This is a genomic window from Comamonas aquatilis, assembly GCF_965139575.1.
GTDB lineage: Bacteria > Pseudomonadota > Gammaproteobacteria > Burkholderiales > Burkholderiaceae_C > Comamonas > Comamonas aquatilis.
In genome coordinates, this window is the sequence record NZ_CBCSIW010000002.1 from 388,744 (window position 1) to 413,634 (window position 24,891).

Consider the following 24,891-nt stretch of genomic DNA (forward strand, 5'->3'; position numbering starts at 1 on the left):
GAGGCTGATGAAGGCGGGCGCGGGGGTGTTAAGCCCCCAGGTCATGCGCGCCGATTCTAGGCTTTGCGCACTTTGACGGGCAGACCTTGCCGCACCACCGCCCCCGACACCCAGTCAATCCAGACATTGTCCTTTTCCGGCCGGGTCGGGTCGGCAAAGCCCAGTGCATTGAGGTTGACGCCATTGCCATGCTGCGGGTTGGCTGCGGTGGGTTTGCCGTCAACCTGGTGGGCTACGGTGCCCAGCTGCTTATGCCCATAGCCATGCTCAATAGCGATAGCACCCGGCGCAATACCGGCGCGCACTAGCGCTACGGCTTGCAGTTTGCCGCCGGGTGTGCTGAGCTCGATATGGTCGCCGTTGGCGATGCCCAGTTTTTCGGCGTCCAGCTTGTTCAGACTGACGGGGTTGTGCGGGTGCACCTGGCGCAGGCGCGAGGCGGCAATCGACATGCTGCTCATCAGGTTGGACTTGTAGCTGGTCATGGTCAGCGGCCAGTCCTGCTCGCTGAACACGGCGCGCATGTCCGCGCCGCTGGCTAGGCGCGTGGGGTACCAGGTGGGACAACCGCTATAGCGCTCTCCGGTCATGGAGTGGCGCATTTTGGACAGGCCCTCGTGCCAGAAGGTGGCGGGAAACTTGGCTTGCAGCTTGAGCTGGTCGCCCTTCCAGGCGTCTTCCTGGTGGTCAAAGCGGCCGCCGCGGCTCATGACCATGGCCACGCGGCGCACCTCCTCGGGTTTGACGCGGGCCTCGACCGATGGCATCCACTTTTTCAGGCCGGTGATTTCTATATCGTCATCGCTGGCTTCGGCCACGGGCTTGCCGGCCTGGTAGGCGATATTGCAGATGCCGCGCAGGTAAAAATCTTCGGCATTTTCCAGGTCCAGCGGCTCGCCGTCCTTGGTGGACATGGCGTTCTTGCCAAAGCCGGGCAGCTTCAATTGCTTGGCCACGGCAAAAATAAAGGTTTCAAAGCTGATGGGCTGGCCGTCGGCCGTTTTGGCGGTGACGGCTTGCACGGTAGGCCAGCGCACTGTGCTGCTCTTGGCCACCACGTCGGCCCAGGGCGCGCCAATGCCCCAGCTCTCATACGTGACGGTATCGGGCACGATGTAGTCGGCCAGGGCCGAGGTTTCGTTGATGAAGGGATCGACCGAGACAAACAGCGGCAGCTTTTTCACATCCTTGACCGAGGCCGCCAGTGCGTTCTCGAAGCCGCAGACGGCATAGATCGGGTTGCTCATGTGGTTGATCCAGGCCTTGACCGGATAGGGATAGCCCAGCATGCCGGCGGCTAGCATTTCGCTAGACAGTCCGCCGGTGGCGGGGTACCAGGGCGCCTTGGCCGGGTAGGGGTTCTGGCCGGCTTCCTTCTTGCGCTTGAATTCGCTGGTCTTCTCATACGGGAACTTGCTGCGCGACAGCGCCACGCCCGTGGGTTTGACCGCGCCTTGGAACTGCGCAAAGTTGTAGCGCGGGCCGGGGCCGAACGGGCCAAACGGCCCGGCATCCATCACCCAGCCGCCACGCACATTGAGGTTGCCGATCAGGTTGTTGAGCATGGCAATTGCGTAGGCGGTGTAAAAGCCCGAGCCATTCATGGTGCCGCCGTGCGAATTGGCCACGGCCTGTTTGCCATGGCTGGTGAATTCACGCGCCAGCTCCTCGATCTCCTTGAGCGGCACGCCGCACAGAGCGGCGTATTCCTCCAGCGTCTTGTGCTGCGCCTCCGTGCGCAGCTTTGCAAAAGCGGTGCAGATGGCAACGGGGGCAGGTTCCTCGGTAGCGTCGGCGGCCTTGATGGGCCTGAACTCACGCTCCACCAGCAGCTCGGCGCTCTGGCTCACGGTATGGGCGACCAGACTACCGTCGGCCAGTTGCACCAGATACACATCTTCGGCAGGCGTTTTTTCATCCACCGGCTCTGGAAGGGGTAAGCCGATATCGGCGCCGCGCAGAAACTGGCCGTAGCGGGGGTGCTTGGGCTCGTTGATCAGCAAATGCGTGGCGTTGCTCCAGCTGGCTTCGCCCACGGCGGCCATGGCGGCGGGGCCGGGCTGGCTCAGGAACTGCGCGTCGTAGCGCTGGTTGTCGATAATCCAGCGAATCAGACCCATGGCCAGCGCCAGGTCGCTGCCGGGTTTGACGGGCAGCCAGCGGTTGTTGTCGCCGGCTGCATGGCTGGACGAGGTGGGCAGCATGGGCGAGACGACCACGTATTGGTAGGTGTTCTCGCTGCGCGAGCGGGCTTCGGCCAGTTCGCGGCCCACGCGTTGAAACGGGTTGCCTGATTGCGCGGGCGAGGTACCAATGAACAGGCCAAAGCGCGAGTTCTTCCAGTCCGGCTTGCCATGGGGCATGCCCGCCATATCGCCCAGTGCCGCGCCCGTGCCCACGCGGTAGGTCTGGCCGCAGTACGAGCCGTGGTTGGACACATTGATGGTGCCGAACGCCTGCTTGGCAAAGCGGTTGACCAGGGGGGTGCGGCCTTCGTTGGCCGCTTCGGTGAACAGCAGCTGATTGGCCTTGGGGCCGTATTCGGGGTTGTTTGGGTCGATCAGCGTTTCAAGATCGCGGATGGAGGCCAGACCGTCCACATGGCCTTCGCCAAACAGATTGCCGCCGGCGCAGATTTCCTGCACCAGCTGCTCCAGCGTGATGGTCTGCCATTGACCCGAGCCGCGCGGGCCCACGCGCTTCAAGGGCTGAAGCACGCGGTGCGCCGCTTTCTGGTGCTCCAGCATGGCCGAGCCACGGGCGCAGCTGGTGGCGCGGCCTTCCAGACCGTTGTCGCCGCCCAGCATGGCATAGACCTCGCGCACCGGTGTTTCCATGGGCGCGGGATGGGTGGTGGCCAGTGGGTGGTAGGGGTTGCCGGCAATGCGGATGATCTGGTTGTGTTCGCTATCGACGCGCACCCGCACGCCGCACTGGGTCCAGCAGCCCAGGCAGGACGAGGGGCTGACCACTTGGCCGGGCTGGGTCGTCAATTTGCCGGTGACCGGGTCGATACGGAATTCCGGCGTCAGCGAATTGCCGCGCGTGGCGCTGGCCGTGGCTTTGCCCGATGTGCCGGTGATCAGCCCCTTGGCGCCTTTGACCACGGTTTCGCCATAGCCGGCGGCAAAGGCGGCCAGGCCGCCGGCCACGGCGCCGCCGCGCAGCAGCAGGCGGCGGCGTGCAACATTGGCGTCGGATACTGCGTCATCGTGAGATTGTTCGGGGGTGGGTTTCTTGTCAGTCATGGTGTGCCCCTTCTGGGCTGGTGCACGGCAGCGATGCTTTTAATTTGATAGCTGCTGCCGTTCTTCTGTTATGCGGTACAGGCCGATTTGGCTTGAAAAAATGCTTCAGGCCGTGGCCTGGCGTTGGGGGAACAGCTCCAGCGCCCAGGTCGCCAGGGTCACCAGCGCCACGCACAGGCCTGCCACGCCGACCATGCCCAGCAGTCCGTCGCCGCCCAGCGGCATGTGGTACAGATACAGCCCCGCGCCAAACTTGGGCACGCCTTGCACGCCCATGAACAAGGCCCAGCGGAAGGCCCAGGCCGATGCGGCTAAGCCAGCACCAAGTACCAGGGTGTAGCCCTTGGCGTGCAGACGACGCTCGCCGCGCAGCAGCGCCCCGACCACGGCTGCACCAAACAGCGCCGAGCCCAGCATGGATAGGCGCCAGACGGGAAATTCCCGGAACAGGCGCACGGCCATGTCAAACGAGGGGCTGTGGCCGGCGATGCCAGCCAGGGCCCAGGTCAGTGCGGAAATCACCAGGCCGGTGGCCAGCCACAGACCCAGATTGCGCAGGGCTTGCAGTGCCTGGGCATCGGGTTGCAGGGGGCGGGGCAGAAAGCGATACAGCACAAAGCCCATGCCTACCGTGGCCAACCAGCCGCTGAGCGCCAGGTTGATGGGCACCCACAGCGTGTTCCACAGCGGGCGCGAACGCACAGCCATGACTTCCGCGCCGGTGTAGACCACGATGCTGAGCGTGGAGACGATCAGCAGCGGTGCCAGCCAGCGCATCCAGCGGGCCTGGCCCAGCCACCACAGCGCGCACATCAGCAGACTGAGCAGCACGAACACCGGCATCAGCACCGCGCCCAGGCTCATCCACGACCAAGGTGTGAGATGGGCGTAAAAATGCCAAAAGCGTGCGGGCTGGTGCAGGTCGGCCAACAAGGCCACGGGCGCAGAGGCCGCGCTCACGGCCAGCAGCAGCACGGCCGTGGGCAGCAGGCGCTGGCGCAGGCCGACTTGTGCCCCGTGTCCGGGGCCAAAGACGCAGGCCGAGGTCAGCAGCGCCGCGCCGGTGGCAATGCCGACCAGAAAGAAATACTGCACGGCCCAGGGCAGCCAGGCGGCTTCGTAGGCAGGGGTCAGGAGTTCAATGATTTGCATGCTGGGACTCCTTTAGAGGTGCTCGGCCACCAGGCGGACGGTCGCCTGACCATCGACGCCATTGACGAATTCATCGGGCAGGCCGATATAAAACACATGGGGCTTGGTTTTCATGCCGGGCTTGAGCACCTTGATCTCATCCTTGTGCGCTGCAATTCGCTGGTTGATCTCGCTGTGCGCGTCGTTCAGATCGCCAATCACCCGCGCTCCGCCCACGCAGCTTTCCACACAGGCGGGCAGCAGCCCGGCTTCAAGCCGGTGCTCGCAGAAGGTGCATTTGTCGGCCGTCTGCGTCTCGTGGTTGATAAAGCGCGCGTCGTAAGGGCAGGCTTGCACGCAGTAGCCGCAGCCCACGCAGCGCTCGTTGTCCACCAGCACGATGCCGTCGCTGCGCTGAAACGTGGCCTGCACCGGGCAGACCGGCACGCAGGGCGGCTCGTCACAGTGGTTGCACAGGCGCGGCATGCTGACCATGGCCGGTGCGCTGCTGCCGGCTTGGTCGACTTCGTACTGCAGCACCGTGGTGCGGAACTGACCTATGGGCGGCTGGTTCTCTACCGAGCAGCTCACCGTGCAGGCCTGGCAGCCAATGCATTTGCGCATATCGACCAGCATGCCAAAGCGCTTGCCTTCCATGCCGGGGCGGCGTGGGGGCTGAAAGCTGGCGCTGCCAGGGGTGACGGCTTTGGCCGCACCCGCCAGGCCAAAGCTGGCGGCCACGGCAATCAGATCCTGCAGAAAGCCCCGCTTGGCAGAGGAGGGCACGCCTTGAGGCAGGGCGCCTGCCTCGGCTGCTGAAGTGCGATTGCAGTCGTTATCGCTTTGGCTGCTGCAGTCGCAGCTGCAATGGGAGGATGGAGGTTGGGGAAGCTGCATGGCTCTTGCTTTCATCGTCGAGCACAGCCGGGGTCGGCTATTTTTATGCATGAAAAAGTTTTAAATAAAAGCTTTTCATGTGCTTTTGACTATATTGAGCTGCACCAATGTGGTGCTTGATATGTATCAACCTGCCTGCTGGTTATCCCTAGGAATGCGCAATTTGCGGGCGTTGGCCGAAGTGCCCATGCAAAAAAGCCCAGACCGCGTTCAGTGCGGCTGGGCTTGTTGCTGGGGCGAGAACGGCTTAGCGCTGGATAGCCTGGCGCACATCGGCACAGTCGCGCCACCACAGGGAGCCGGGGTGGGGTGCATCCAGGTCGATGCGCTCGCCCATCATGGGCGTGGTCAGCTGCAGCTGCCGCTATTTGGCCAGCGCATGCACGCGCTCGAACGGATCCCACCAGGCATGCATGGACAGATTGAAAGTGCCGTTGTGTATGGGCAGCAACCAACGGCCTTGTAGGTCGGTATGGGCTTGCACGGTTTGCTCGGGCAGCATGTGCACATAAGGCCAGTGCGCGTTGTAGGCACCGGTTTCCATCAGCGTGAGATCGAAGGGGCCGAAGCGGCGGCCGATTTCGGCAAAACCGTCAAAGTAGCCGCTGTCGCCGCTGAAGAAAACACGCAGTCCGCGCGCGCTGCTCAGGTCTTCAATCACCCAGGAGGCCCAGAGCGTGCGGTTGCCGTCCCTGAGGCTGCGGCCCGAAAAATGCTGGGCGGGCGTGGCCGTGAAGCGCAGGCCGTCTATGTGCGTGCCCTGCCACCAGTCGTACTGCTGCACCTTGGCGGCGGGAATGCCCCAGGCGACCAGCCTGTCGCCCACACCCAGGGTGCACAGAAAGACTTCCACCTGGGGCGCAAGCGCCAGAACGGCGTCACGGTCCAGATGGTCGTAATGGTCGTGCGAGAGGATGACGCCGCGAATTCTGGGTAAATCGGCCAGCGCAATCGGCGGCGCATGAAAGCGTTTGGGCCCTATGAAAGACAGCGGCGAGGCGCGCTGGGCAAACACTGGGTCCGTCAGCCACCAGCCGCCGCGCAGCTTCATCAGCAAGGTGGAGTGACCCAGCCGGTACAGGCTGCGTTCGGGTGCCTGCAGCAGCAACAAGCGGTTGAGCGGCAGCACGGGCAAGGGCTGTGCGGGCTCGGAATTGGCGGGCTTGTTGAAGAAAAAATCCCAGTACAGCCGCGCACCGATCTTGGGCGAGTTGGCCGGGCGGGGCTGCAGATTGTGAAAGCGGCCCTGGACAAACTGGGGCGATGCACTGTAGTCGCCAGCGGCGATGGCAGGTGTTGGGGTGGTGGTCACGGCGATCGCAAGAGCGGGGGGAGCTACACAGTTTGCAGCGGCAGCTTGTGCCGACTCGTCAGATCAGACCGCCAGATCCCAGCCCGAATCACATGTTGAGATCCACGCAATGGATATGACCGCGTTCGAGCACGCCGGCCTTGCGGTCTTCGAAATAGCGCTCCAGCGTGATCTTGACGGTGCGAAAAGCGATTTCTTCCCAGGGGATATCGGCTTCGGCAAACAACTGGGCTTCCATGGTTTCGGGGCCTGGATAGCATTTTTCGGAGCGCAGCGCGGCCAGATAAAAGAAATGCACCTGACCGACCTGGGGCACGTTGATGAGGGAGAACAAGCGACCCATCTCGATGTCGGCGCCGGCTTCCTCGTCGGTTTCGCGGCGCGCGCCCATGGCCGTGGTCTCGGCCAGTTCCATAAAACCTGCAGGCAGGGTCCACTTGCCCATGCGCGGCTCGATATTGCGCTTGCACAGCAGCACGCGGCCGTCGTCCATCACGGGTAGGGTGCCCACGACGTTGAGGGGATTTTCGTAATGGACGGTATTGCAGTGAGGGCAGACAGCGCGCTCTCGCGTGTCGCCGTCATCGGGGAGGCGATAGGTGACGGCGGTGCCGCAGTTGCGGCAGAACTTGATCGGGCTGCGGAAAATCATCCCGCCACTATAAGCAAATCGGGCTGCAGTTGCAGGTAGTACAAGCGCAACAAGCTATGAAAAAGGGAGTTGACTCCCGGTGAAGGAATCTACTCCCTGTCAGCCCAATGCTGGGGTGCCTGATCTTCAGGCGTTTTTAGGCGATCTGGACCTTGATAGGGGTCAGGCCGGTGACACTGCCTTCCAGCAGGTCGCCGCTGACCACGGCGGCCACGCCTTCGGGTGTGCCGGTCATGATCAGGTCGCCGGGCTGCAGTTCCCAGGCAGCAGACAGGTGTTCGATGGTCTCGGCAATGTTCCAGATCAGCTTGCCGATGTGGCTGCGCTGGCGGTCGGCGCCGTTGACCTGCAGAGCGATTTCAGCGGCGGCGATGTCGCCGGCTTCGGCTGCGGGGGTGATGGGGCCGATGGGGGCCGATTGCTCGAAGCCCTTGCCAATGCACCAGGGACGGCCCTGCTTCTTCATCTCGTTTTGCAGGTCGCGGCGCGTCATGTCCAGGCCCACGGCATAGCCGTAGATGTGCTGCAGCGCGTCAGCGGCCTTGATGTTCTTTCCGCCCTTGCCGATGGCGACCACGAGTTCGATTTCGTGGTGCAGGTTCTGCGTCAGCGTGGGGTAGTCCATGCGGGCAGTGCTGCCTGCATCCACCACCAGGGTGGCGTCGGCGGGCTTGAGAAAGAAGAACGGCGGCTCGCGGCCGGTAAAGCCCATTTCCTTGGCGTGATCCTCGTAGTTGCGGCCTACGCAGTAGATGCGGTGAATCGGGAAGCGCTCGCCGCGGCCCACGACGGGCAGGCTGGCAACAGCGGGGGGATTGAACACATAGCTCATGAAAACCTCGGCAAAGACGGGTGCGCCGCTGGCTGCGGCATGGGTTGATGCGCCAAGCAGTGTGCCATGACGCAGGGCTGAGAATGGGCTGTTGCGCGGTGGTTTCTACGCATAGATAGGCCGCGCGCACGCTATGCTGGGCACACCATGAAGCTGCATACCTATTTCCGATCCTCTGCCTCCTATCGCGTGCGCATTGCGCTGCTGCTCAAGGGCTTGCCCTATGAATCCCTGCCCGTGCACCTGGTGCGCGGAGAGCAAAAGCAGCCCGCCTATGCCAGCCATGTAGGAGATGCGCTGGTGCCGTCGCTGATCACCGATGACGGCCACTGGCTGACTCAGTCCATGGCCATCATCGAATATCTGGATGAGACCCATGCCCAAACACCATTGCTGCCCAGCGATGCGCTGGGGCGTGCCCATGTGCGGGCGCTGGCGCAAATGGTGGCCTGCGAGATTCACCCGCTCAACAATCTGCGCGTGCTCAAGTATCTGGTCAAAGATCTGGCAGTTTCGGACGAGGCCAAGACCGGCTGGTATGCCCATTGGGTGCGTTCGGGTCTGGAAGCGTTCGAGCGCCAGCTGGCGCTGCTCGATGCCGAGCGCAAAGCCGACGGCCTGCCTGAGTCGCTGTATTGCTGGGGTGATACGCCTACGCTGGCCGAGTGCTGCCTGATTCCGCAGATCTTCAATGCCCAGCGTTTCAATGTGAACCTCGATGGGCTGCCACGCCTGATGGCGGTGGTGGAGCGCTGCAATGCCTTGCCCGCGTTTGCGGCGGCTCACCCTTCTGCCTGCCCGGATGCCGAATGATGGCCCATCCTGCATGGCCTGCCTCCTGGCTGGTTCCTGACTGGCCCGCGCCGCCTGGCGTGCATGCTGTGTGCACCGCGCGCGAGGGCGGCGTCAGCCAGGCCCCCTGGGGCAGCATGAACCTGGGCGATCATGTGGGCGACCTGCCCGCGCATGTGCAGCAAAACCGCGCCATCTTGCAGCGCAGCCTGCAGACGGCCACGCCCGGTGCCTGTTCGGCTTTTTTGCAGCAGGTCCATGGCGTGGATGTGCTGGCGCTGGACAAGGCCAATGTGGGCAGAGCCAATGGCTCTGCCTTCGATGCCTGCGTGACGCGCGATGCCGCTGTGGTTTGCACCATCATGGTGGCCGACTGCCTGCCGGTGTTGCTGGCCCATGCGGACGGAACCGTGGTTGGGGCGGCGCACGCAGGCTGGCGCGGCCTGGCCGGCATGCCGCCGGGGCGCAGCGCAGAGCAGTGCCCGCTGGTTCAGGGGGTGCTGGAGTCATTATTTACTTCATTCTGTGAGCAATTTAATGCTCAACCCCTTGCCGGTAATACGCAATCCGCTATTAAAAAAGAGAATGCCACGCATATTGCAAGCCAGACGCTGGCCTGGCTTGGCCCTTGCATAGGCCCCACGGCATTTGAAGTGAGCGAAGACGTCAGGCAGGTGTTTATTCAGCACGACGCGCAGGCTGCTGAATATTTTGTCGCGCTGGCTGGAAGCAAGGGTAAATACCTGGCGAATCTGCCGCTGCTGGCGCGCCAGCGCCTCAACGCTCTGGGTATTCAGGCGATTTACGGTAATGACGGCGGTACGCCCTGGTGCACGGTCAGCAATGCATCACGGTTTTTCTCGCACCGGCGCGATGCGCTCCGGCTCGGCAGCAGCGGGCGGCTGGCCGCCTGCATCTGGCGTGAGGAGGGGCTCTGAGGCATTAACGGCCTGGCCTTCCTGTGCTCGCTCGCGCTCGAACTGCTCACGCAGGCGGCGCTTGCGGCCGGGAGTGCCCAGGATATAGAGCACGATGGACAGAGGCAACAGTCCATAAAGCAGCAGCGTGAAGAAGGCGCCCAACAAGCTGCCATTGGGGCTGGCAGCCTCGGCCACAGCCATCATGACGACGACATAAATCCAGGCGATGGCAACAAGATACATGCAATAAAACAGTAAGGCAACGCATTAAAGCGTCGATTGTTGAACAATAAAAAATAAGGTTTAAGTTATTTTGTCGTCATAGTTTGTCTAAAACGACAAATAGCTGGTGATAATGTGGGCAAGTGTTAGCCGAATTGCAGATTCCGCATGATTCCTGCGTGGGAGAGTGCCTTGATTAGGATGTAAGCATGAATTTTGACCCACTCTGGGGCCAGACCGGCCAGTCAGTGCAGGCATTCTGGAGCGAACAATGGACGCGCGGGCTGCAGAGCATGCAGCAAATGGGGCAGCAAGTTCCCAGCGCTTTGAATGTGATGCCGGGCGCACCGGAATCCGCCAATCCCTGGGCTGCCATTACCGAGGCACTGCAATCGGCGATGGGACAGGCGGGAGCCACCCACGGCGCTCAGCCTGCAGTTCAATTCGACGCACAAAAGCTACAAAACCTCCAGCAAGCCTATCTGCACGATGTGCAGGCATTGTCCGACAAGGATCAGACCCAGAGCTGGCTGGCCAAGGACAAGCGCTTCAATACAGCGGACTGGTCCCAAAACCCGGTGGCGGGTGCAGCAGCTGCAGCGTATTTGCTCAACAGCCGCATGCTGACCGGCCTGGCCGATGCAGTGCAAGGCGATGACAAGACCCGCAACCGCGTACGCTTTGCGGTGGAGCAGTGGGTGGCAGCCATGGCCCCCAGCAATTTTCTGGCTTTCAATGCCGATGCTCTGAAGAAAGTGGTGGAGACCAAGGGCGGCAGTCTGGCCCAGGGTATCTCCAACCTGCTGGCCGACATGCGCCAAGGCCATGTCTCCATGACGGACGAGAGCCTGTTCACCGTGGGCAAGAACGTGGCGACCACCGAAGGCGCGGTGGTGTTCGAGAACGAGCTGTTCCAGCTCATCGAATACAAGCCGCTGACAGCCAAGGTGCACGAAAAGCCGTTTCTGATGGTGCCGCCATGCATCAACAAGTTCTACATCCTGGACTTGCAGCCCGACAACTCGGTGATTCGCCATGCGGTTGCCCAAGGGCATCGCACTTTTGTCGTCAGCTGGCGCAACCCCGATGAAAGCCAGGCCCACAAGACCTGGGACAACTACATCGAAGACGGCGTCATCAAGGCCATCAGCGTAACGCAAGATATTTGCGAGGCGCCGCAAATCAATGTGCTGGGCTTTTGCGTGGGCGGCACCATGCTGTCTACCGCCATGGCCGTGCTCACGGCCCGCCATGCCAGAGAGAATGGCGATGTGACGGCAGAGCCTGTCAAGACCACGGCGCGCAGCCGCTCGGCAGCGGCCAAAACAGCCGCCAAGTCCAGCAGCAAGACGGCCGCCAAGCCTTTCCCGGTGGCCAGCATGACGCTGCTGACCACCTTGCTCAATTTCAGCGATACCGGCATTTTGGACATCTTCATCGACGAAAACATGGTGCGTTTTCGCGAGATGCAAATGGGCAAGGGCGGCTTGATGAAGGGCCAGGACATGGCCTCCACCTTCAGCTTTCTGCGCCCCAACGATCTGGTGTGGAACTATGTGGTGGGCAACTACCTCAAGGGCGAGACGCCGCCGCCGTTCGATCTGCTGTACTGGAACAGCGATTCGACCAACCTGCCCGGTCCGTTCTATGCCTGGTATCTGCGCAATCTGTACCTGGAAAACAGCCTGATCAAGCCCGGTGTGCTCACTGTCTGCGGCGAAACCATAGACATGAGCCGCGTGACCGTGCCCACATATCTCTATGGCTCGCGCGACGACCATATCGTGCCCATTGATGCGGCTTATGCCTCCACCAAGGTATTGGGCGGCGAGCTGCGCTTTGTGATGGGAGCCTCGGGTCACATCGCCGGCGTGATCAATCCCCCGGCCAAGAAAAAGCGCAGCCATTGGCTGCGTGAAGATGGCACGTTTCCTGCTAGCTTTACCGACTGGACCACAGGTGCTACCGAGTATCCCGGCAGCTGGTGGACGGACTGGAGCGAGTGGCTGGCATCACATGCGGGCAAGCAGGTGGCTGCGCCCGCCAGCTATGGCAAAGGCCAGGAATATCCCGCTATTGAAGCCGCGCCCGGACGCTATGTTCTGGCCAAGGCCTGAGTTGGATCCGGCTAAGGCCTGAGGCACAATCGCTTTGATATTGCGGTGCAGCAGTGCACCGTAATGCGCCTGTGGCCAGGCGTATGGTGAATATGCGCCGGCCTTTATTCATGCATCAATCGAGAGAGACCTAGAAAGGTTCGTCATCATGGAAGACATCGTTATCGTTTCGGCCGTTCGTACCGCTGTGGGCAAGTTTGGCGGTTCCCTGGCCAAGGTGCCTGCCCCCCAGCTGGGCGCCATTGTGATTAGTGAAGCGCTGGCACGAGCCAAGGTGGGTAAGGATCAGGTTGGTGAAGTGATCATGGGCCAGGTGCTCACGGCTGCCAGTGGCCAGAATCCCGCCCGTCAGGCCATGATGGCGGCCGGCGTTTCCAAGGAAACTCCCGCACTGACGATCAACGCGGTGTGTGGCTCGGGTCTGAAGGCCGTGATGCTGGCAGCTCAGGCAGTTGCTACCGGTGACAGCGAGATTGTGGTGGCTGGCGGCCAGGAAAACATGAGCGCCTCGCCCCATGCCGTGCCCAACTCCCGCGACGGCCAGCGCATGGGCGACTGGAAGATGGTGGACACCATGATCGTGGATGGTCTGTGGGACGTCTACAACCAGTACCACATGGGTATTACTGCCGAGAACGTGGCCAAGGAAAAAAGCGTGAGCCGCGAACAGCAGGATGCACTGGCATTGGCCAGCCAGCAAAAGGCGACGGCTGCTCAGGATGCCGGCAAGTTCAAGGACGAAATCGTTCCAGTGAGCATTCCTCAGCGCAAGGGCGAGCCCGTGGTGTTTGCCGCTGACGAATACATCAACCGCAAGACCAATGCGGAAGCGCTGGCAGGTCTGCGCCCCGCGTTTGACAAGGCGGGCTCCGTCACCGCGGGCAATGCCTCGGGTCTGAACGACGGCGCTGCCGCGGTGGTGGTGATGAGCGCCTCCAAGGCCAAGGCTCTGGGGCTGAAGCCTCTGGCCAAGATCGTCTCCTACGCCACCAGCGGCCTGGCTCCTGAAGTCATGGGTCTGGGTCCGGTGTTTGCTACACGCAAGGCACTGGAGCGTGCAGGCTGGACGGCGGCTGATGTGGATCTGTTCGAACTCAACGAGGCCTTTGCTGCACAAGCTTGCGCCGTCAACCAGGACCTGGGCATTGATACCGCCAAGGTCAATGTCAACGGTGGCGCCATTGCCATCGGCCACCCTATCGGCGCCTCCGGCTGCCGCATTCTGGTGACGCTGCTGCACGAAATGCAGCGCAGCGGTGCCAAAAAGGGCCTGGCAGGCCTGTGTATCGGCGGCGGCATGGGTGTTGCCATGGCCCTCGAAGCCTGCTGATCGCAGTTCTTTCCCCCCATTTGAATACCAGCCCATAAAGTTGGTCCCAATGCGGTCTGTACCGGTGCTCCTGAAGACCGGTGCAGTCCCGGACTCGCTCCTGGCGGCCAGTTTGCAGAGCTCGACCCTAGGGAAGACCTGTAAACAATCAAGGGCCGGTGAGAGCGTTTTCCCTTCGCAAGGCATGCATACTGGCTATGCCGTATGCAAGGCGCTTGGCGTTCTGGTCAATAAGTAAAATCTATTGAAGCTTATTGGCAATAGTGTGATCGTGAAAAACCATTGATTGACAGGAGAGATGAATGGGCCAGAAAGTAGCGTACGTCACGGGCGGCATGGGCGGTATCGGTACCGCAATTTGCCAGCGTTTACATAAGGATGGCTTCAAAGTGATCGCGGGTTGCGGACCATCGCGCGATTACAAGAAGTGGCTCGACGAGCAAAAAGCTCTGGGCTATACCTTCCATGCTTCGGTCGGTAACGTGGGGGACTGGGACTCCACCGTCGAAGCATTCAACAAAACCAAGGCAGAACACGGCGCGATTGATGTGCTGGTCAACAATGCGGGCATCACAGCTGACCGCATGTTCATCAAGATGACACCGGCGGACTGGCACTCCGTCATCGAAACCAACCTCAACTCCATGTTCAACGTCACCAAGCAGGTGGTGGGCGATATGGTGGAAAAAGGCTGGGGCCGTGTGATCAACATCAGCTCGGTCAACGGTGCCAAGGGCCAGGCCGGTCAGACCAACTACTCGGCAGCCAAGGCCGGCATGCATGGATTTACCATGGCGCTGGCCCAGGAAATGGCCACCAAGGGCGTGACGGTCAACACCGTGAGCCCTGGCTATATCGGCACCGACATGGTCAAGGCCATTCGTCCCGATGTGCTGGAAAAAATCGTAGCCGGTGTGCCGGTCAAGCGTCTGGGCGAGCCCAGCGAGATTGCTTCCATCATTTCTTGGCTGGCTTCGGAAGAAGGCGGTTACTCCACCGGTGCGGATTTCCCCGTCAACGGCGGCCTGCACATGCACTAAGCTTTAGTGCCAATCACAAAAGGAGTCTTTCGGGACTCCTTTTTTGTTTGGAATGCACACTCAGGCCTGGAGCAATCAACCGGCGTTCCTGCCAAGTGAGCCGGGCCCTGGCGTCTGCAGACCCGTGAAAAAGCCCGCTGAGCGGGCTTTTTGTTTGGGCTATTTCCGGTTGCCACCTTGTTCATCACCGGTGGCTGCTGCAAGACATCTGCTTTGAAGAGTGACTTGCAACGTTGGGCAGGTTTGTCAAAAAGCTGCCGGGCATCTGGTCTGCGCTTCATTCAAGCGCAGCGATCAGCGTTTGCGATCGCGCTCGTCGTCGGGCCAGATGTTCATGATGAGGGTGGTTTGCATGGGAAATTTCTCCTGTTTGCAGGTTCAACGCTTGAGCTTTTCAGCTCGTTGACAGCTTTTTGAAATTATTTTTGCTGTTCTTGTATCCAGTGGTTTGAGGATCAGGCCGTGCGGGTCGGTGCACGCTTGCGGTCACGCTCGTCCCAGGGCCAGGACATCTGTGACAGGGCAGCAGCCAGTTGCTGGGCGGTTGCGGTGTCGAAAACAGTGTGGGTCATTACAGATCACTCCTTTGTGCCTGTTTAACGCCTAGAAATGGTTAGGGGTTGACCCAGGGACGACAGGAAAACGCAAGAAAATGCAAGCAGGCTGTTCTGGTGGCGTAAGTTCACTGAAAGTTCAGATAAAACAATAGCGGCCAGTGCCCATGGAATATGGGTGCTGGCCGCTATTGCTGTTTGGTGCGCGGTTTACGCTTCGTTGCCTACCAAGCCGCTCAGCTGCTCGATTTGGTCGTTCAGCTCTAACCAGCGCTCTTCGAGCTGATCGATTTCGTCGTTGCAGGCCTTGAGGCGACGGCCGGCGTCGGCGATCTCGGCAGCGGCCATGGGTTCGGCCATGAGGGTTTCGAGTGCGCTGCGTTCGGCTTGCAGGGCTGGCAGTTTTTTGTCGATCTGCTCGATTTCCTTGCGGAAGGGACGCAGCGAGTCGGCCATTTGCTGGCGTGCCAAGGCGGCCAGACGGCGCTGTTCCTTTTGGTCCACGGCAGAAGCGGGAGCTGCGGTCGCCGCAGGTTTGGCTGTAAGCACTGGCGCTGCAACGGCTGGCGCAAGAGCCACGGCTGCGGGTATGGCAGCGGCTGCCTTGGCGGCGTTGAGTTCTGCGTTCTTGGCTTCTTCGCGCAGGCGCTTGGATTCTTCCAGCAGGTAGCGCTGGTAGTCGTCCAGGTCTCCGTCGAAGGGGCCGACCACGCCGCGGCCGACCATCCAGAAGTCTTCGCAAACCGAGCGCAGCAGCGAACGATCGTGGGAGACCAGCATGACGGTGCCGTCGAAGTCGTTGAGCGCCATGGCCAGCGCTTCGCGGGTGGCCAAGTCCAGGTGGTTGGTAGGCTCGTCCAGCAGCAGCAGGTTAGGGCGTTGCCACACAATCATGCACAGCACCAGGCGGGCTTTTTCGCCGCCGCTCATGGTGCCCACGGCCTGCTTGACCATGTCACCCGTGAAGTTGAACGTGCCCAGGTAGCTGCGCAGGTCTTGCTCGCGGCTCGGTTGCTTGGCATCGGCACCCATTTCGCGGGCCAGGCGGATCATGTGCTCCAGCGGATTGTCTTCGGGGCGCAGCACGTCCAGCTCTTGCTGAGCAAAGTAGCCGATGTTCAGACCCTTGCCTTCAGTGACGTCGCCGCCCAGAGCCTTCATGTCGCGGGCAATGGTCTTGACCAGCGTCGATTTACCTTGGCCGTTGGCACCCAGGATACCAATGCGCTGACCTGCCAGCACCGAGCGGTTAACACCGCTGAGGATGGTCGTAGTGTTGCCTTCCTCGTCCGTATAGCCGAACGAGGCTCCGCTGATGGACAGCATGGGGTTGGGCAGATTGGCGGGTTCTTTGAATTCGAAGGTGAAATCGGCTTCGGCCAGCACCGGCCCGATTTTTTCCATGCGCTCCAGCTGCTTGACCCGGCTTTGGGCCTGTTTGGCCTTGCTGGCCTTGGCCTTGAAGCGGTCAATGAACTTCTGCAGGTGGGCCATCTTCTCTTGTTGCTTGGAGAAGCTGGCGGCTTGCAGTTCGAGCTGCTGGGCACGCAGCTCTTCAAACTTGCTGTAGTTGCCGCCGTAGCGGTTCAACTCGCCGCTTTGAATTTGCAGCGTGACGTTGGTGATGGCATCCAAAAACTCGCGGTCGTGGCTGATGACGATCATCGTGCCTGCGTAGCGCTTGAGCCAGGCTTCCAGCCAGACCAGGGCATCCAAGTCCAAGTGGTTGGTGGGCTCGTCCAGCAGCAGCAGGTCGGAAGGGCACATCAGTGCGCGCGCCAGTTGCAGGCGCATGCGCCAGCCGCCGGAGAAGCTGTCGACAGGGTTGTTGAGCTCGCTGGCGCGAAATCCCAGACCCAGAATCAGCGCCTGGGCACGGGCTTCGGAGTCGTGCGCCCCGGCGTCGTGCAGGTCGGAATAGGCTTGGGCAATGGCCATGCCATCGTCCGCCGCTTCGGCTTCTGCCAGCTGGCGCTGCACTTCGGCCAGGCGCGTGTCGCCCTCGAGCACGAAGTCTGTCGCGCCTTGGTCGGTTTCGGGCATGTTCTGGGCCACTTCGGCCATACGCCAGCTCGAAGGGATGTGAAATTCACCACCGTCTTCAGTCAGCTTGCGACTGAGCAGGGCAAACAGACTGGACTTGCCTGCACCGTTGCGGCCGACAAGACCGACGTTTTCGCCAGGGTTGATGGTGGCGGAGACGCTGTCGAGCACGACTTTGGTGCCACGGCGCAGGGTGACGTTTTTGAGGGTAATCATTGGGGCAAGATTATCCCAGCGATTGGGTGAGCCCGTTTCTGCAGGGTTCTTGTCGTTCTGTGGCAGGCAGCGCAGGTACTTTAAAAAAGTGACTAAAAAATGCCTGAGATGCTTGCCAGAGTTTCATTGATAGCTATCAAATTTGCTTATTCAGAGTGCCTGATCGCAAGGGTGCTGCCTGGAATGCCCGGCCTGGGCGGACCTAGTGCTGCAGTCTTGGACTAAATGTCAGCCAGTGGTAATGTCGGCCTGGACTGACACGGAGCCGCGGGTCAGGTCAGCAAGATGGAAACGCCTTTTAGTTATCAAGGCGAACAATGTCTGCTCCCAGCACAGCCAAGTGAGGGAGGTGGCATTGGGCGCCTCACACCATTCCTAGATGCATTCCAAATCACCGATGTCCTCTGATCCTGCCGACTCCACCCGCCATCACTGGCGGGTGGAAGATATTGCGCTGAGCGGCATAGAGCGCAACGAAGACCTGTTTTTCATGCTGCTCAGTGCGTCTTTTGTCGAGACAGGTTCGGATACCTACGCCAGCAATCTGGCCGAGCATTACGGCGAGCACCCTGAAATCAGTGCCTGGCTCAAACGGCGCTGGGAGACCGAGGAGCTGCAACACGGCCATGCCTTGCGCGCTTACGTGGAGGCGGTGTGGCCGCTGTTTCCCTGGCAGCAGGCCTATGACGGCTTTTTTGCCGAGTATTCCCAGCTGTGCACCATGGAAGAGCTCTACCCCGATGCACGCCTGGAGCTGGTGGCGCGCTGCGTGGTGGAAACAGGCACCACAGCCTACTACCAGACGCTGGGTGGACTGACCGAGGAGCCGGTACTCAAGGCGCTGCTGGGCCATATCCGCAACGATGAAGTCATCCACTTCAAGCATTTTCTGCAATATTTCAAGCAGCTGCAGCAAACCCGGCCCGTGGGCCGGCTGCAGATTGCACGCATTCTTTATCAGCGACTCAAGGAGATGCGCGAGAGCGACTCCGATGTGGCGCTGCGTCATGTCTGGGCGCATAGGCAAGGCGTGGGCGGAGCATATGGCGGTGCGTTTTTTGCGCAGCCTAGCGCCCAGTTCGAGCTGATGGCCCAGCGCATTTATCGCTTAGTCAGCAGCCGGCTGCCTGCCGATATGGCGGTGCGCATGCTGCTCAAGCCTCTGCTGCTGCCCCGCAAGGTTGAAGGCCTGCTGCATGCGCCCATAGCCAAGTTTGCGACGCGGCTGATGTCTGCCTGAACGGTGCAGCCCGCAAGCAGTGGTGGTGACTAATATTCGCGGTGATTAATAAAACCATAGCGGCTGGCGCTGGTTATTTCTAGGTTCTGGGTATGAATAACGCCACAACCAAGAGATAGCAAACGCCAGCCGCTTTGTTTTTGATAGCCGCTGCGATGATTGCTTAAAGGCTGAGCGCTGCCGTATTGCCCTGGCTCCAGTGGCGCAGCGCTTCCTCGGTGATCAACAGCACCTGCTCGTCGCCCGAGCTGGTGTCCAGCCAGAACACTGGCAGATCGGGGAAGGCGGCTTCAAAGAACGGCTTTTCGTTGCCGATTTCCAGAATCACCACCGCGTTCTTGTTCAGGTGCGCCGGCAGATCCAGCAAGAGCTGGCGGATGAAGTCCATGCCGTCATCGCCGCCGGCCAGGGCCAGCTCAGGCTCGGCCTGGTATTCGGCCGGCAGCTTGCGCATGCTGTCGGCGTTCACATAAGGCGGGTTGCACAGCACCAGATCCCAGGGGCCGGGCACGGCAGCCAGGCCGTTGCTCTCCACCAACTGCACGCGGTCTTGCAGCGCGTGCTTGTCCACATTGATGCGGGCCACGGCCAGAGCATCGGGCGAGATATCGGCGCCGGTGACCTGCACTTCGGGCCAGGCCATGGCGGCTAGGCAGGCCAGCGAGCCGTTGCCGGTGCACAAATCCAGCACCTGGGTGGTCTTGTCCGAGAGCCAGCCGTCAATGCTGCCGTCAGCCAGCAGCTCGGCAATAAAGCTGCGCGGCACGATGGAGCGCTCGTCGATGTAAAACGGCACGCCTTGCAGCCAGGCTTCGCGCGTGAGATAGGCCGCAGGTTTGCGGCTGCGGATGCGTTCTTCGAAAAGTGCAGCAACCAGCGCTTGTTCTTCCTGGGTTACAGGCCGATCGGCCAGGGATTCTGGCGCGCCGGGCGTGAGTTCGCTGTCCAGGGGCAGGCCCAGCTTCCAGAGGGCGAGCCAGGCCGCTTCGTCTTCGGCAGTTGCCGTGCCGTGGCCAAAGGCAACGCCTGCGGCCGTCAGGGCCTGGGCGCCGCTGGCGACGAGTTCGGCGAGGGTGTCACCGTGGATGGCGGGGGAGGGGGTCGAGGTCATGCGGCATTTTAGTTTCATGCCGCATGACAGGCGGGCACGACCCGCTATTTACCGGTGCATCTGGTGCAACTGCTCCAGCGTCTTGCGATAAATGTTCTTGAGCGGCTCGATATCGGCCACGGCAATGTATTCATCGATCTTGTGGATGCTGGCGTTGGGCGGCCCCATCTCGATGACTTGCGAGCAGATCTGGGCGATGAAACGCCCGTCGCTGGTACCGCCGGTGGTCGAGAGTTCGGTCGTGAGCCCGGTCTCGTCCTGGATGGCAGCCTGTACGGCCTGCACCAGGGTGCCGGGCTCGGTCAGAAACGGTTGGCCGCCAATGGTCCAGACCAGGGAATACTCCAGGCCGTGGCGGTCCAGCACCTCGTGCACGCGCTTTTGCAGCGAGTCGGCCGTGGATTCGGTGGAGAAGCGGAAGTTGAAGTCGATCACCACATGGCCGGGGATGACGTTGCTCGCGCCCGTGCCGCCGTGGATGTTGCTGATCTGCCAACTGGTGGGCGGGAAGAAGTCGTTGCCGCGGTCCCAGACGGTGGTGGCCAGCTCGGTCAGCGCAGGCAGGGCCTCGTGAATAGGGTTGCGTGCCAGCTGCGGGTAGGCGATATGGCCTTGAATGCCGTTGACGGTGAGCTTGCCGCTCATGGTGCCGCGGCGGCCGTTCTTGATCATGTCGCCGGTGCGCTTGACGGAGGTGGGCTCGCCCACAATGCACCAGTCTAGGCGCTCGCCGCGCTTTTTCAGCATCTCGACCACGACCTTGGTGCCGTCGATCGAAGGGCCTTCTTCATCGCTGGTCAGCAAGAGAGCGATGTCGAAAGACGGCTCGGGTGTGGCTTGCAAGAACTCTTCCAGCGCCACCACGAAGGCGGCGATGGAGGTTTTCATGTCGCTGGCGCCACGGCCGTAGAGGCGGCCGTTGCGGTGCATGGGCACAAACGGCGGGCTGCTCCATTCCTTGAGCGGGCCGGGCGGCACCACGTCGGTATGTCCTGCAAACACCAGCACGGGCTTGTCAGGTGTAGCTCCTGAACTGATAGCTTCTGACGCAGATGCGGCGCTAGCTGTCGTGCGTTTTGCCCACAGATTGCAGACACGGAAATCCTGGGGGCCGCTGTCCAGCCGCTCGCAGGCAAAGCCCATGGGGTTCAGTGCGTCGGCCAGCAGCTCAAGGCAGCCGGCATCTTCAGGGGTGACGGAAGGCAGGCTGATCAGCTGCTCGGTCAGTTGCAGAGTACGGGACATGGGGGAGGGTTCTGGGCAATCCGGGGCGACACGGCAGTCGCAAGCGCTGCAGGCCGACCCCAATCAAGTTGACAAGGTGTAAGCAGCCCGTATTGTGACGTCTGTAGGCGTGGCGTGGGGCGCGCAAAGGCGCGCGCTGTGGCCAAATTACAGCGGTTTGATGTCCAAAGTGATTTCTGTAAACGATGGCATATCGTCATCGCCGGGCAGCAGCACATCGGTCTCTTCGTTGGCTTTGTCCTTCTTGGCCTGGAACAGCTCATTGTCCATGCGCCACATCAGATTGGTGGGCGAGTCTGCATAGGACAGAGCTTCTTCGCGCGTCACCAGTCCATCGACCACCAGCTTGGCCAACGCCTGCTCGAAGGTCTGTGAGCCTTCGGCCATGGACTTTTCCATGGCTTCCTTGACGCCGCCGAAGTCGCCTCTAAGAATCAGGTCGGAAATCAGCTTGGTGTTGAGCATGGCCTCCACGGCCGGCATGCGCTGGCCATCGATGGTGCGCACCAGGCGCTGGGAGATGATGGCCTTGAGCGCGGCCGACAACTCGCCCAGCATGGTGGGGCGGATCTCTTCGGGGTAGAAGGACAGAATGCGGTTGAGTGCCTGATAGCTGTTGTTGGCGTGCAGCGTGGCCAGGCACAGATGGCCGGACTGGGCATAGCTCACGGCGGCCGACATGGTCTCGCGGTCGCGGATTTCGCCGATCAGGATCACATCGGGTGCCTGACGCAAAGCGTTCTTGAGCGCCGTGTGCAGCGACTCGGTATCGGTGCCGACTTCGCGCTGATTGACGATGGATTTCTTGTTGCGAAACTGGTATTCGATGGGATCTTCCACCGTCAGAATGTGACCGGTGACTTTCTCATTGCGCTCCTCGATCATGGAGGCCAGGGTGGTGCTCTTGCCCGAACCCGTGGCTCCGACCAGCAGGACCAGACCGCGTTTTTCCATGATCAGCTCGCTGAGCACGGGCGGAAGATTCAAGGATTCGCGGGTGGGTACGCGCTGGGAGATGAAGCGGACCACCACCGCATAGGTGCCGCGCTGGCGCATGGCGCTGATACGAAAGCGCCCCACGCCGGACAGGGGCACGGCCGTATTGAGCTCGCCCGTGGCCTTGAGCTCCTCAATCGCTTCGGGCGAAGCGACTTCGGCCAGCAGCGCCAGAGGGGCTTCGGGCGGCAGCAACTGGGCGTTGATGGGAACGCATTCACCATTGATCTTGATGAGCGCCGGGGCGCGGGCAGACAAATACACGTCGGAGGCTTTTTTCTCGGCCATCAGACGCAGGATTTTTTCCATGGTGCTCATACATTCCTCATCTTGTTCTGGGTCCTGCTGTCCAGACCCTCTCGGTGCGAGCATGTTAGCGCCTTGCAGGCGGGGTGCCGGCATGCAAGGCGCAGGCAGCTGATCCTGTGCAAACAAAAAAGCCTGCACGCAAAAATGCGGGCAGGCTTTGCCGGGGTCGCGTCAGGCGCTCAAACCCCTTGGGGGCTGGCGCCTTCACGCCAGCCTATCAGTCGCGCAGCAGATCGTTGATGCTGGTCTTGGAGCGGGTCTGGGCATCCACGCGCTTGACGATGATGGCGGCATACATGCTGTAGTCCTTGCCGTCCTTGGTCTGCTTGGGGATGTTGCCGCTGACGACCACCGAGCCGCTGGGCACGCGACCGTAGCTGATTTCGCCGGTTTCGCGGTTGAACAAAGGGGTGGACTGGCCGATGTACACGCCCATGCCCAGCACGGAGTTTTCTTCCACGATCACGCCTTCGACCACTTCGGAGCGTGCGCCGATGAAGCAGTTGTCTTCAATGATGGTGGGGTTGGCTTGCAGGGGTTCGAGCACGCCGCCCAGGCCCACGCCGCCGGACAGGTGAACGTTCTTGCCCACTTGAGCGCAGGAGCCCACAGTGGCCCAGGTGTCGACCATGGTGCCTTCGTCCACATAGGCGCCGATGTTCACATAGGAAGGCATCAGGATGGCGCCCTTGGCGATGAAGGAGCCGCGGCGGGCCACGGCGGGAGGCACGACGCGCACGCCGGTGGCGGCGATCTGGGCTTCGCTCATGCCTTCGAACTTGGTGGGCACCTTGTCGAAGAAGTTCAGTGCGCCACCGTTGATCAGGGCGTTGTCCTTCAGACGGAAGGACAGCAGCACGGCCTTCTTGAGCCATTGGTGCACGGTCCACTGGCCCACGCCTTCACGGGTGGCCACGCGCATGCGACCGGCGTCCAGCTCGGCGATCACGTGTTCCACGGCATCGGCCACTTCCTTGGAGGCGGCAGCAGGCGAGATGGAAGCACGGTTGTCCCAGGCGGTGTCGATGATGGATTGCAGTTGTTGCGTCATGATGTTTTCGGTCAGAGATCGAAAGTTGAGGTGAATCGGTGAAGTGCAAAGGCCTGCGGTAGCAGACCGTGCTGGTTTTTATAGGCTACTCACATTGGTGCCGATGCCTGGGCTAGCACCTGGGCATCAACGCCTGAATATCAGCGCGTGCGGGCTTCAATGAAGGCAGCAATGCGCTGTGCGGCTTCCAGGCATTCCGCCGTTTCAGCCACCAGCGCCATGCGTATGCGCTTGGCACCGGGGTTGAAGCCCTGGGCCTCGCGTGCCAGATAGCTGCCGGGCAAAACGGTAACACCTGTGCAAGCATACAGCTGTTTGGCAAATTCGGCGTCATCCATGCCCAGGCTATCGGGAATGCCGGCCCACAGATAAAAGCTGGCATCGGGCAGCTTCACATCCATGACCTTGGACAGCACGGGCGTGACCTGCTCGAACTTTTCCTTGTACAGGCGGCGGTTTTCCACCACATGGGCTTCGTCGCCCCAGGCGGCCACCGAGGCGGTCTGCACCACGGGGCTCATGGCGCCGCCGTGGTAGGTGCGATAGAGCAGAAAGGCCTTGACCAGCTTGGCATCGCCGGCCACAAAACCGCTGCGCAAACCGGGCACGTTGCTGCGCTTGGACAGGCTGGTGAACATCACCAGATTCTTGAAATCGCTGCGGCCCAGCTTCAGCGCCGCTTCCAGACCGCCCAGCGGAGGCTGGTCGCCAAAATAGATCTCGCTGTAGCATTCGTCGCTGACGATGACGAAACCATAGCGGTCCGACAGGGCAAACAGCTTTTCCCACTCGCTCAGCGGCATTACCGCGCCCGTGGGGTTGCCGGGCGAGCAGACAAAGATCATCTGCGTGTTCTGCCACACGTCATCGGGCACGGCATCCCAGTTCACCGCAAAGTTGCGGCTGGCGTCGCTGGCGGCGTAATAGGGCGTGGCCCCGGCCAGCAGGGTTGCGCCTTCGTAGATTTGATAGAAGGGGTTGGGGCAGATGACGCGGGCGCCGGCCTGGCTGCTGTCCACCACCACCTGGGTAAAGGAGAACAAGGCTTCGCGCGAGCCGTTGACGGGCAGCACCTGGGTGGCGGCGTCCAGCGCAATGCCGTAGCGCTGATTGGCCCAGGCGGCGCAGGCCTCGCGCAAGGCCGGCGTACCTGCGGTGGCCGGGTAGACGGACAGGCCCTTGAGGTCGGCGCTCAGGGCTTTTTCAATGAAGGCCGGCGTGGCGTGGCGCGGCTCGCCAATGCCCAGGCTGATGGGTCGAATGTCTGCGGGCGGCTGAACCGAGGCGAACAGTTGGCGAAGGCGTTCGAATGGATAAGGCTGAAGGCGCGAGAGCAAGGGATTCATGGGTGTCTATTATGGGCTGATGCCATTTCAGCATGAGAGAGGGGCGCGAAATTGCGGGTAATCCGCGCTCGAAATATTTCAATTTGTTACGTAAGCTTGCGACCTGGGAAGTGACTGGGCCATGGTGGCTCAAAGGCGTATCAATGGCGGGGAAGGGGTGACGGCGACCCATCCCTGCCATGTTCGTCCTGGCGCTCGTGGCGAGAAATGTGGGCAGTAACTTGCGGCATGCCGCAGTGTGCCGCAAGCCGTGGCAGATGCAGGCCAGCTTGCAGTTTTTCAGTCAG

General features: G+C 61.4%; 19 protein-coding genes and 1 pseudogene. 7 read left to right on the top strand and 13 right to left on the bottom strand.

Features of this window, described 5'->3' with window-relative positions; translation table 11 throughout:
• Positions 1-56: 56 nt before the first annotated feature.
• From ACNAZA_RS04740 to ACNAZA_RS04765, 6 genes and pseudogenes are all read right to left on the bottom strand, one after another.
• A complete protein-coding gene (locus ACNAZA_RS04740) occupies positions 57-3,248 on the bottom strand; it encodes a tetrathionate reductase subunit A (RefSeq protein ID WP_415795294.1) in 3,192 nt (1,063 codons plus the stop codon).
• A 105-nt stretch (positions 3,249-3,353) separates the two neighbouring features.
• Positions 3,354-4,400, bottom strand: coding sequence for an NrfD/PsrC family molybdoenzyme membrane anchor subunit (nrfD, locus tag ACNAZA_RS04745; protein ID WP_415795295.1), 1,047 nt, complete (start codon positions 4,398-4,400; stop codon positions 3,354-3,356).
• Between the two features lie 12 nt (positions 4,401-4,412).
• Complete coding sequence (dsrO, locus tag ACNAZA_RS04750; protein WP_415795296.1) at positions 4,413-5,276, bottom strand: sulfate reduction electron transfer complex DsrMKJOP subunit DsrO; 864 nt, start codon at positions 5,274-5,276, stop codon at positions 4,413-4,415.
• Positions 5,277-5,523: 247 nt separating this feature from the next.
• Positions 5,524-6,564, bottom strand: a pseudogene (locus tag ACNAZA_RS04755) (MBL fold metallo-hydrolase).
• A 112-nt stretch (positions 6,565-6,676) separates the two neighbouring features.
• Positions 6,677-7,240, bottom strand: coding sequence for an NUDIX hydrolase (locus tag ACNAZA_RS04760; RefSeq protein WP_415795298.1), 564 nt, complete (start codon positions 7,238-7,240; stop codon positions 6,677-6,679).
• A gap of 136 nt (positions 7,241-7,376) precedes the next feature.
• Positions 7,377-8,072 (bottom strand): fumarylacetoacetate hydrolase family protein, encoded by a 696-nt coding sequence (locus ACNAZA_RS04765; RefSeq protein WP_415795299.1) that lies wholly within the window; start codon positions 8,070-8,072, stop codon positions 7,377-7,379.
• Positions 8,073-8,219: 147 nt separating this feature from the next.
• Between ACNAZA_RS04765 and maiA the strand changes: the two genes are divergently transcribed.
• Both maiA and ACNAZA_RS04775 read left to right on the top strand, forming a co-directional pair.
• Positions 8,220-8,885 (top strand): maleylacetoacetate isomerase, encoded by a 666-nt coding sequence (gene maiA, locus ACNAZA_RS04770; protein WP_415795300.1) that lies wholly within the window; start codon positions 8,220-8,222, stop codon positions 8,883-8,885.
• A complete protein-coding gene (locus tag ACNAZA_RS04775) occupies positions 8,885-9,802 on the top strand; it encodes a purine nucleoside phosphorylase YfiH/LACC1 family protein (protein ID WP_415795358.1) in 918 nt (305 codons plus the stop codon). The genes maiA and ACNAZA_RS04775 overlap by 1 nt, the downstream gene beginning before the upstream one ends.
• Here ACNAZA_RS04775 and ACNAZA_RS04780 read toward each other — a convergent pair.
• Positions 9,713-10,027, bottom strand: a complete 315-nt coding sequence (locus ACNAZA_RS04780; RefSeq protein WP_415795301.1) for a hypothetical protein — start codon at positions 10,025-10,027, stop codon at positions 9,713-9,715. The two genes, ACNAZA_RS04775 and ACNAZA_RS04780, sit on opposite strands and share 90 nt — an antisense overlap.
• Before the next feature lie 188 nt (positions 10,028-10,215).
• Between ACNAZA_RS04780 and ACNAZA_RS04785 the strand changes: the two genes are divergently transcribed.
• The 4 genes from ACNAZA_RS04785 to ACNAZA_RS04800 all read left to right on the top strand — a co-directional run bounded on the left by ACNAZA_RS04785 (position 10,216) and on the right by ACNAZA_RS04800 (position 14,910).
• The gene (locus tag ACNAZA_RS04785; protein ID WP_415795302.1) at positions 10,216-12,123 is read left to right on the top strand and encodes a PHA/PHB synthase family protein; all 1,908 of its coding nucleotides are present in this window, start codon (positions 10,216-10,218) and stop codon (positions 12,121-12,123) included.
• A 148-nt stretch (positions 12,124-12,271) separates the two neighbouring features.
• A complete protein-coding gene (locus ACNAZA_RS04790) occupies positions 12,272-13,453 on the top strand; it encodes an acetyl-CoA C-acetyltransferase (protein ID WP_120968010.1) in 1,182 nt (393 codons plus the stop codon).
• A gap of 302 nt (positions 13,454-13,755) precedes the next feature.
• Positions 13,756-14,493 (top strand): acetoacetyl-CoA reductase, encoded by a 738-nt coding sequence (gene phbB, locus ACNAZA_RS04795; protein WP_120968008.1) that lies wholly within the window; start codon positions 13,756-13,758, stop codon positions 14,491-14,493.
• Between the two features lie 225 nt (positions 14,494-14,718).
• Positions 14,719-14,910, top strand: coding sequence for a hypothetical protein (locus ACNAZA_RS04800; protein ID WP_415795303.1), 192 nt, complete (start codon positions 14,719-14,721; stop codon positions 14,908-14,910).
• A 347-nt stretch (positions 14,911-15,257) separates the two neighbouring features.
• Here ACNAZA_RS04800 and ACNAZA_RS04805 read toward each other — a convergent pair whose 3' ends face one another.
• Positions 15,258-17,306 carry an ABC-F family ATP-binding cassette domain-containing protein gene (locus ACNAZA_RS04805; protein WP_415795304.1) on the bottom strand — a complete coding sequence of 683 codons (2,049 nt, stop codon included), beginning with the start codon at positions 17,304-17,306 and terminating at the stop codon, positions 15,258-15,260.
• 397 nt (positions 17,307-17,703) lie between these two features.
• Here ACNAZA_RS04805 and ACNAZA_RS04810 point away from each other — a divergent pair, with 397 nt between their 5' ends.
• Positions 17,704-18,546: a ferritin-like domain-containing protein gene (locus ACNAZA_RS04810; RefSeq protein ID WP_415795306.1), complete on the top strand. Its 843-nt coding sequence runs from the start codon at positions 17,704-17,706 to the stop codon at positions 18,544-18,546.
• A gap of 163 nt (positions 18,547-18,709) precedes the next feature.
• On the opposite strand, the gene prmB is transcribed toward ACNAZA_RS04810, so the two are convergent.
• The 5 genes from prmB to dapC form a co-directional block, all read right to left on the bottom strand.
• Positions 18,710-19,657: a 50S ribosomal protein L3 N(5)-glutamine methyltransferase gene (gene prmB / locus ACNAZA_RS04815; RefSeq protein ID WP_415795307.1), complete on the bottom strand. Its 948-nt coding sequence runs from the start codon at positions 19,655-19,657 to the stop codon at positions 18,710-18,712.
• A 48-nt stretch (positions 19,658-19,705) separates the two neighbouring features.
• Entirely contained in the window at positions 19,706-20,902 is a 1,197-nt protein-coding gene (gene dapE / locus ACNAZA_RS04820) for a succinyl-diaminopimelate desuccinylase (protein ID WP_415795309.1), read from the bottom strand.
• 147 nt (positions 20,903-21,049) lie between these two features.
• The gene (locus ACNAZA_RS04825; protein WP_120967998.1) at positions 21,050-22,216 is read right to left on the bottom strand and encodes a PilT/PilU family type 4a pilus ATPase; all 1,167 of its coding nucleotides are present in this window, start codon (positions 22,214-22,216) and stop codon (positions 21,050-21,052) included.
• A gap of 208 nt (positions 22,217-22,424) precedes the next feature.
• Complete coding sequence (dapD, locus tag ACNAZA_RS04830; RefSeq protein ID WP_120971050.1) at positions 22,425-23,258, bottom strand: 2,3,4,5-tetrahydropyridine-2,6-dicarboxylate N-succinyltransferase; 834 nt, start codon at positions 23,256-23,258, stop codon at positions 22,425-22,427.
• 140 nt (positions 23,259-23,398) lie between these two features.
• Entirely contained in the window at positions 23,399-24,604 is a 1,206-nt protein-coding gene (gene dapC, locus ACNAZA_RS04835) for a succinyldiaminopimelate transaminase (RefSeq protein ID WP_415795310.1), read from the bottom strand.
• Positions 24,605-24,891: the final 287 nt, after the last annotated feature.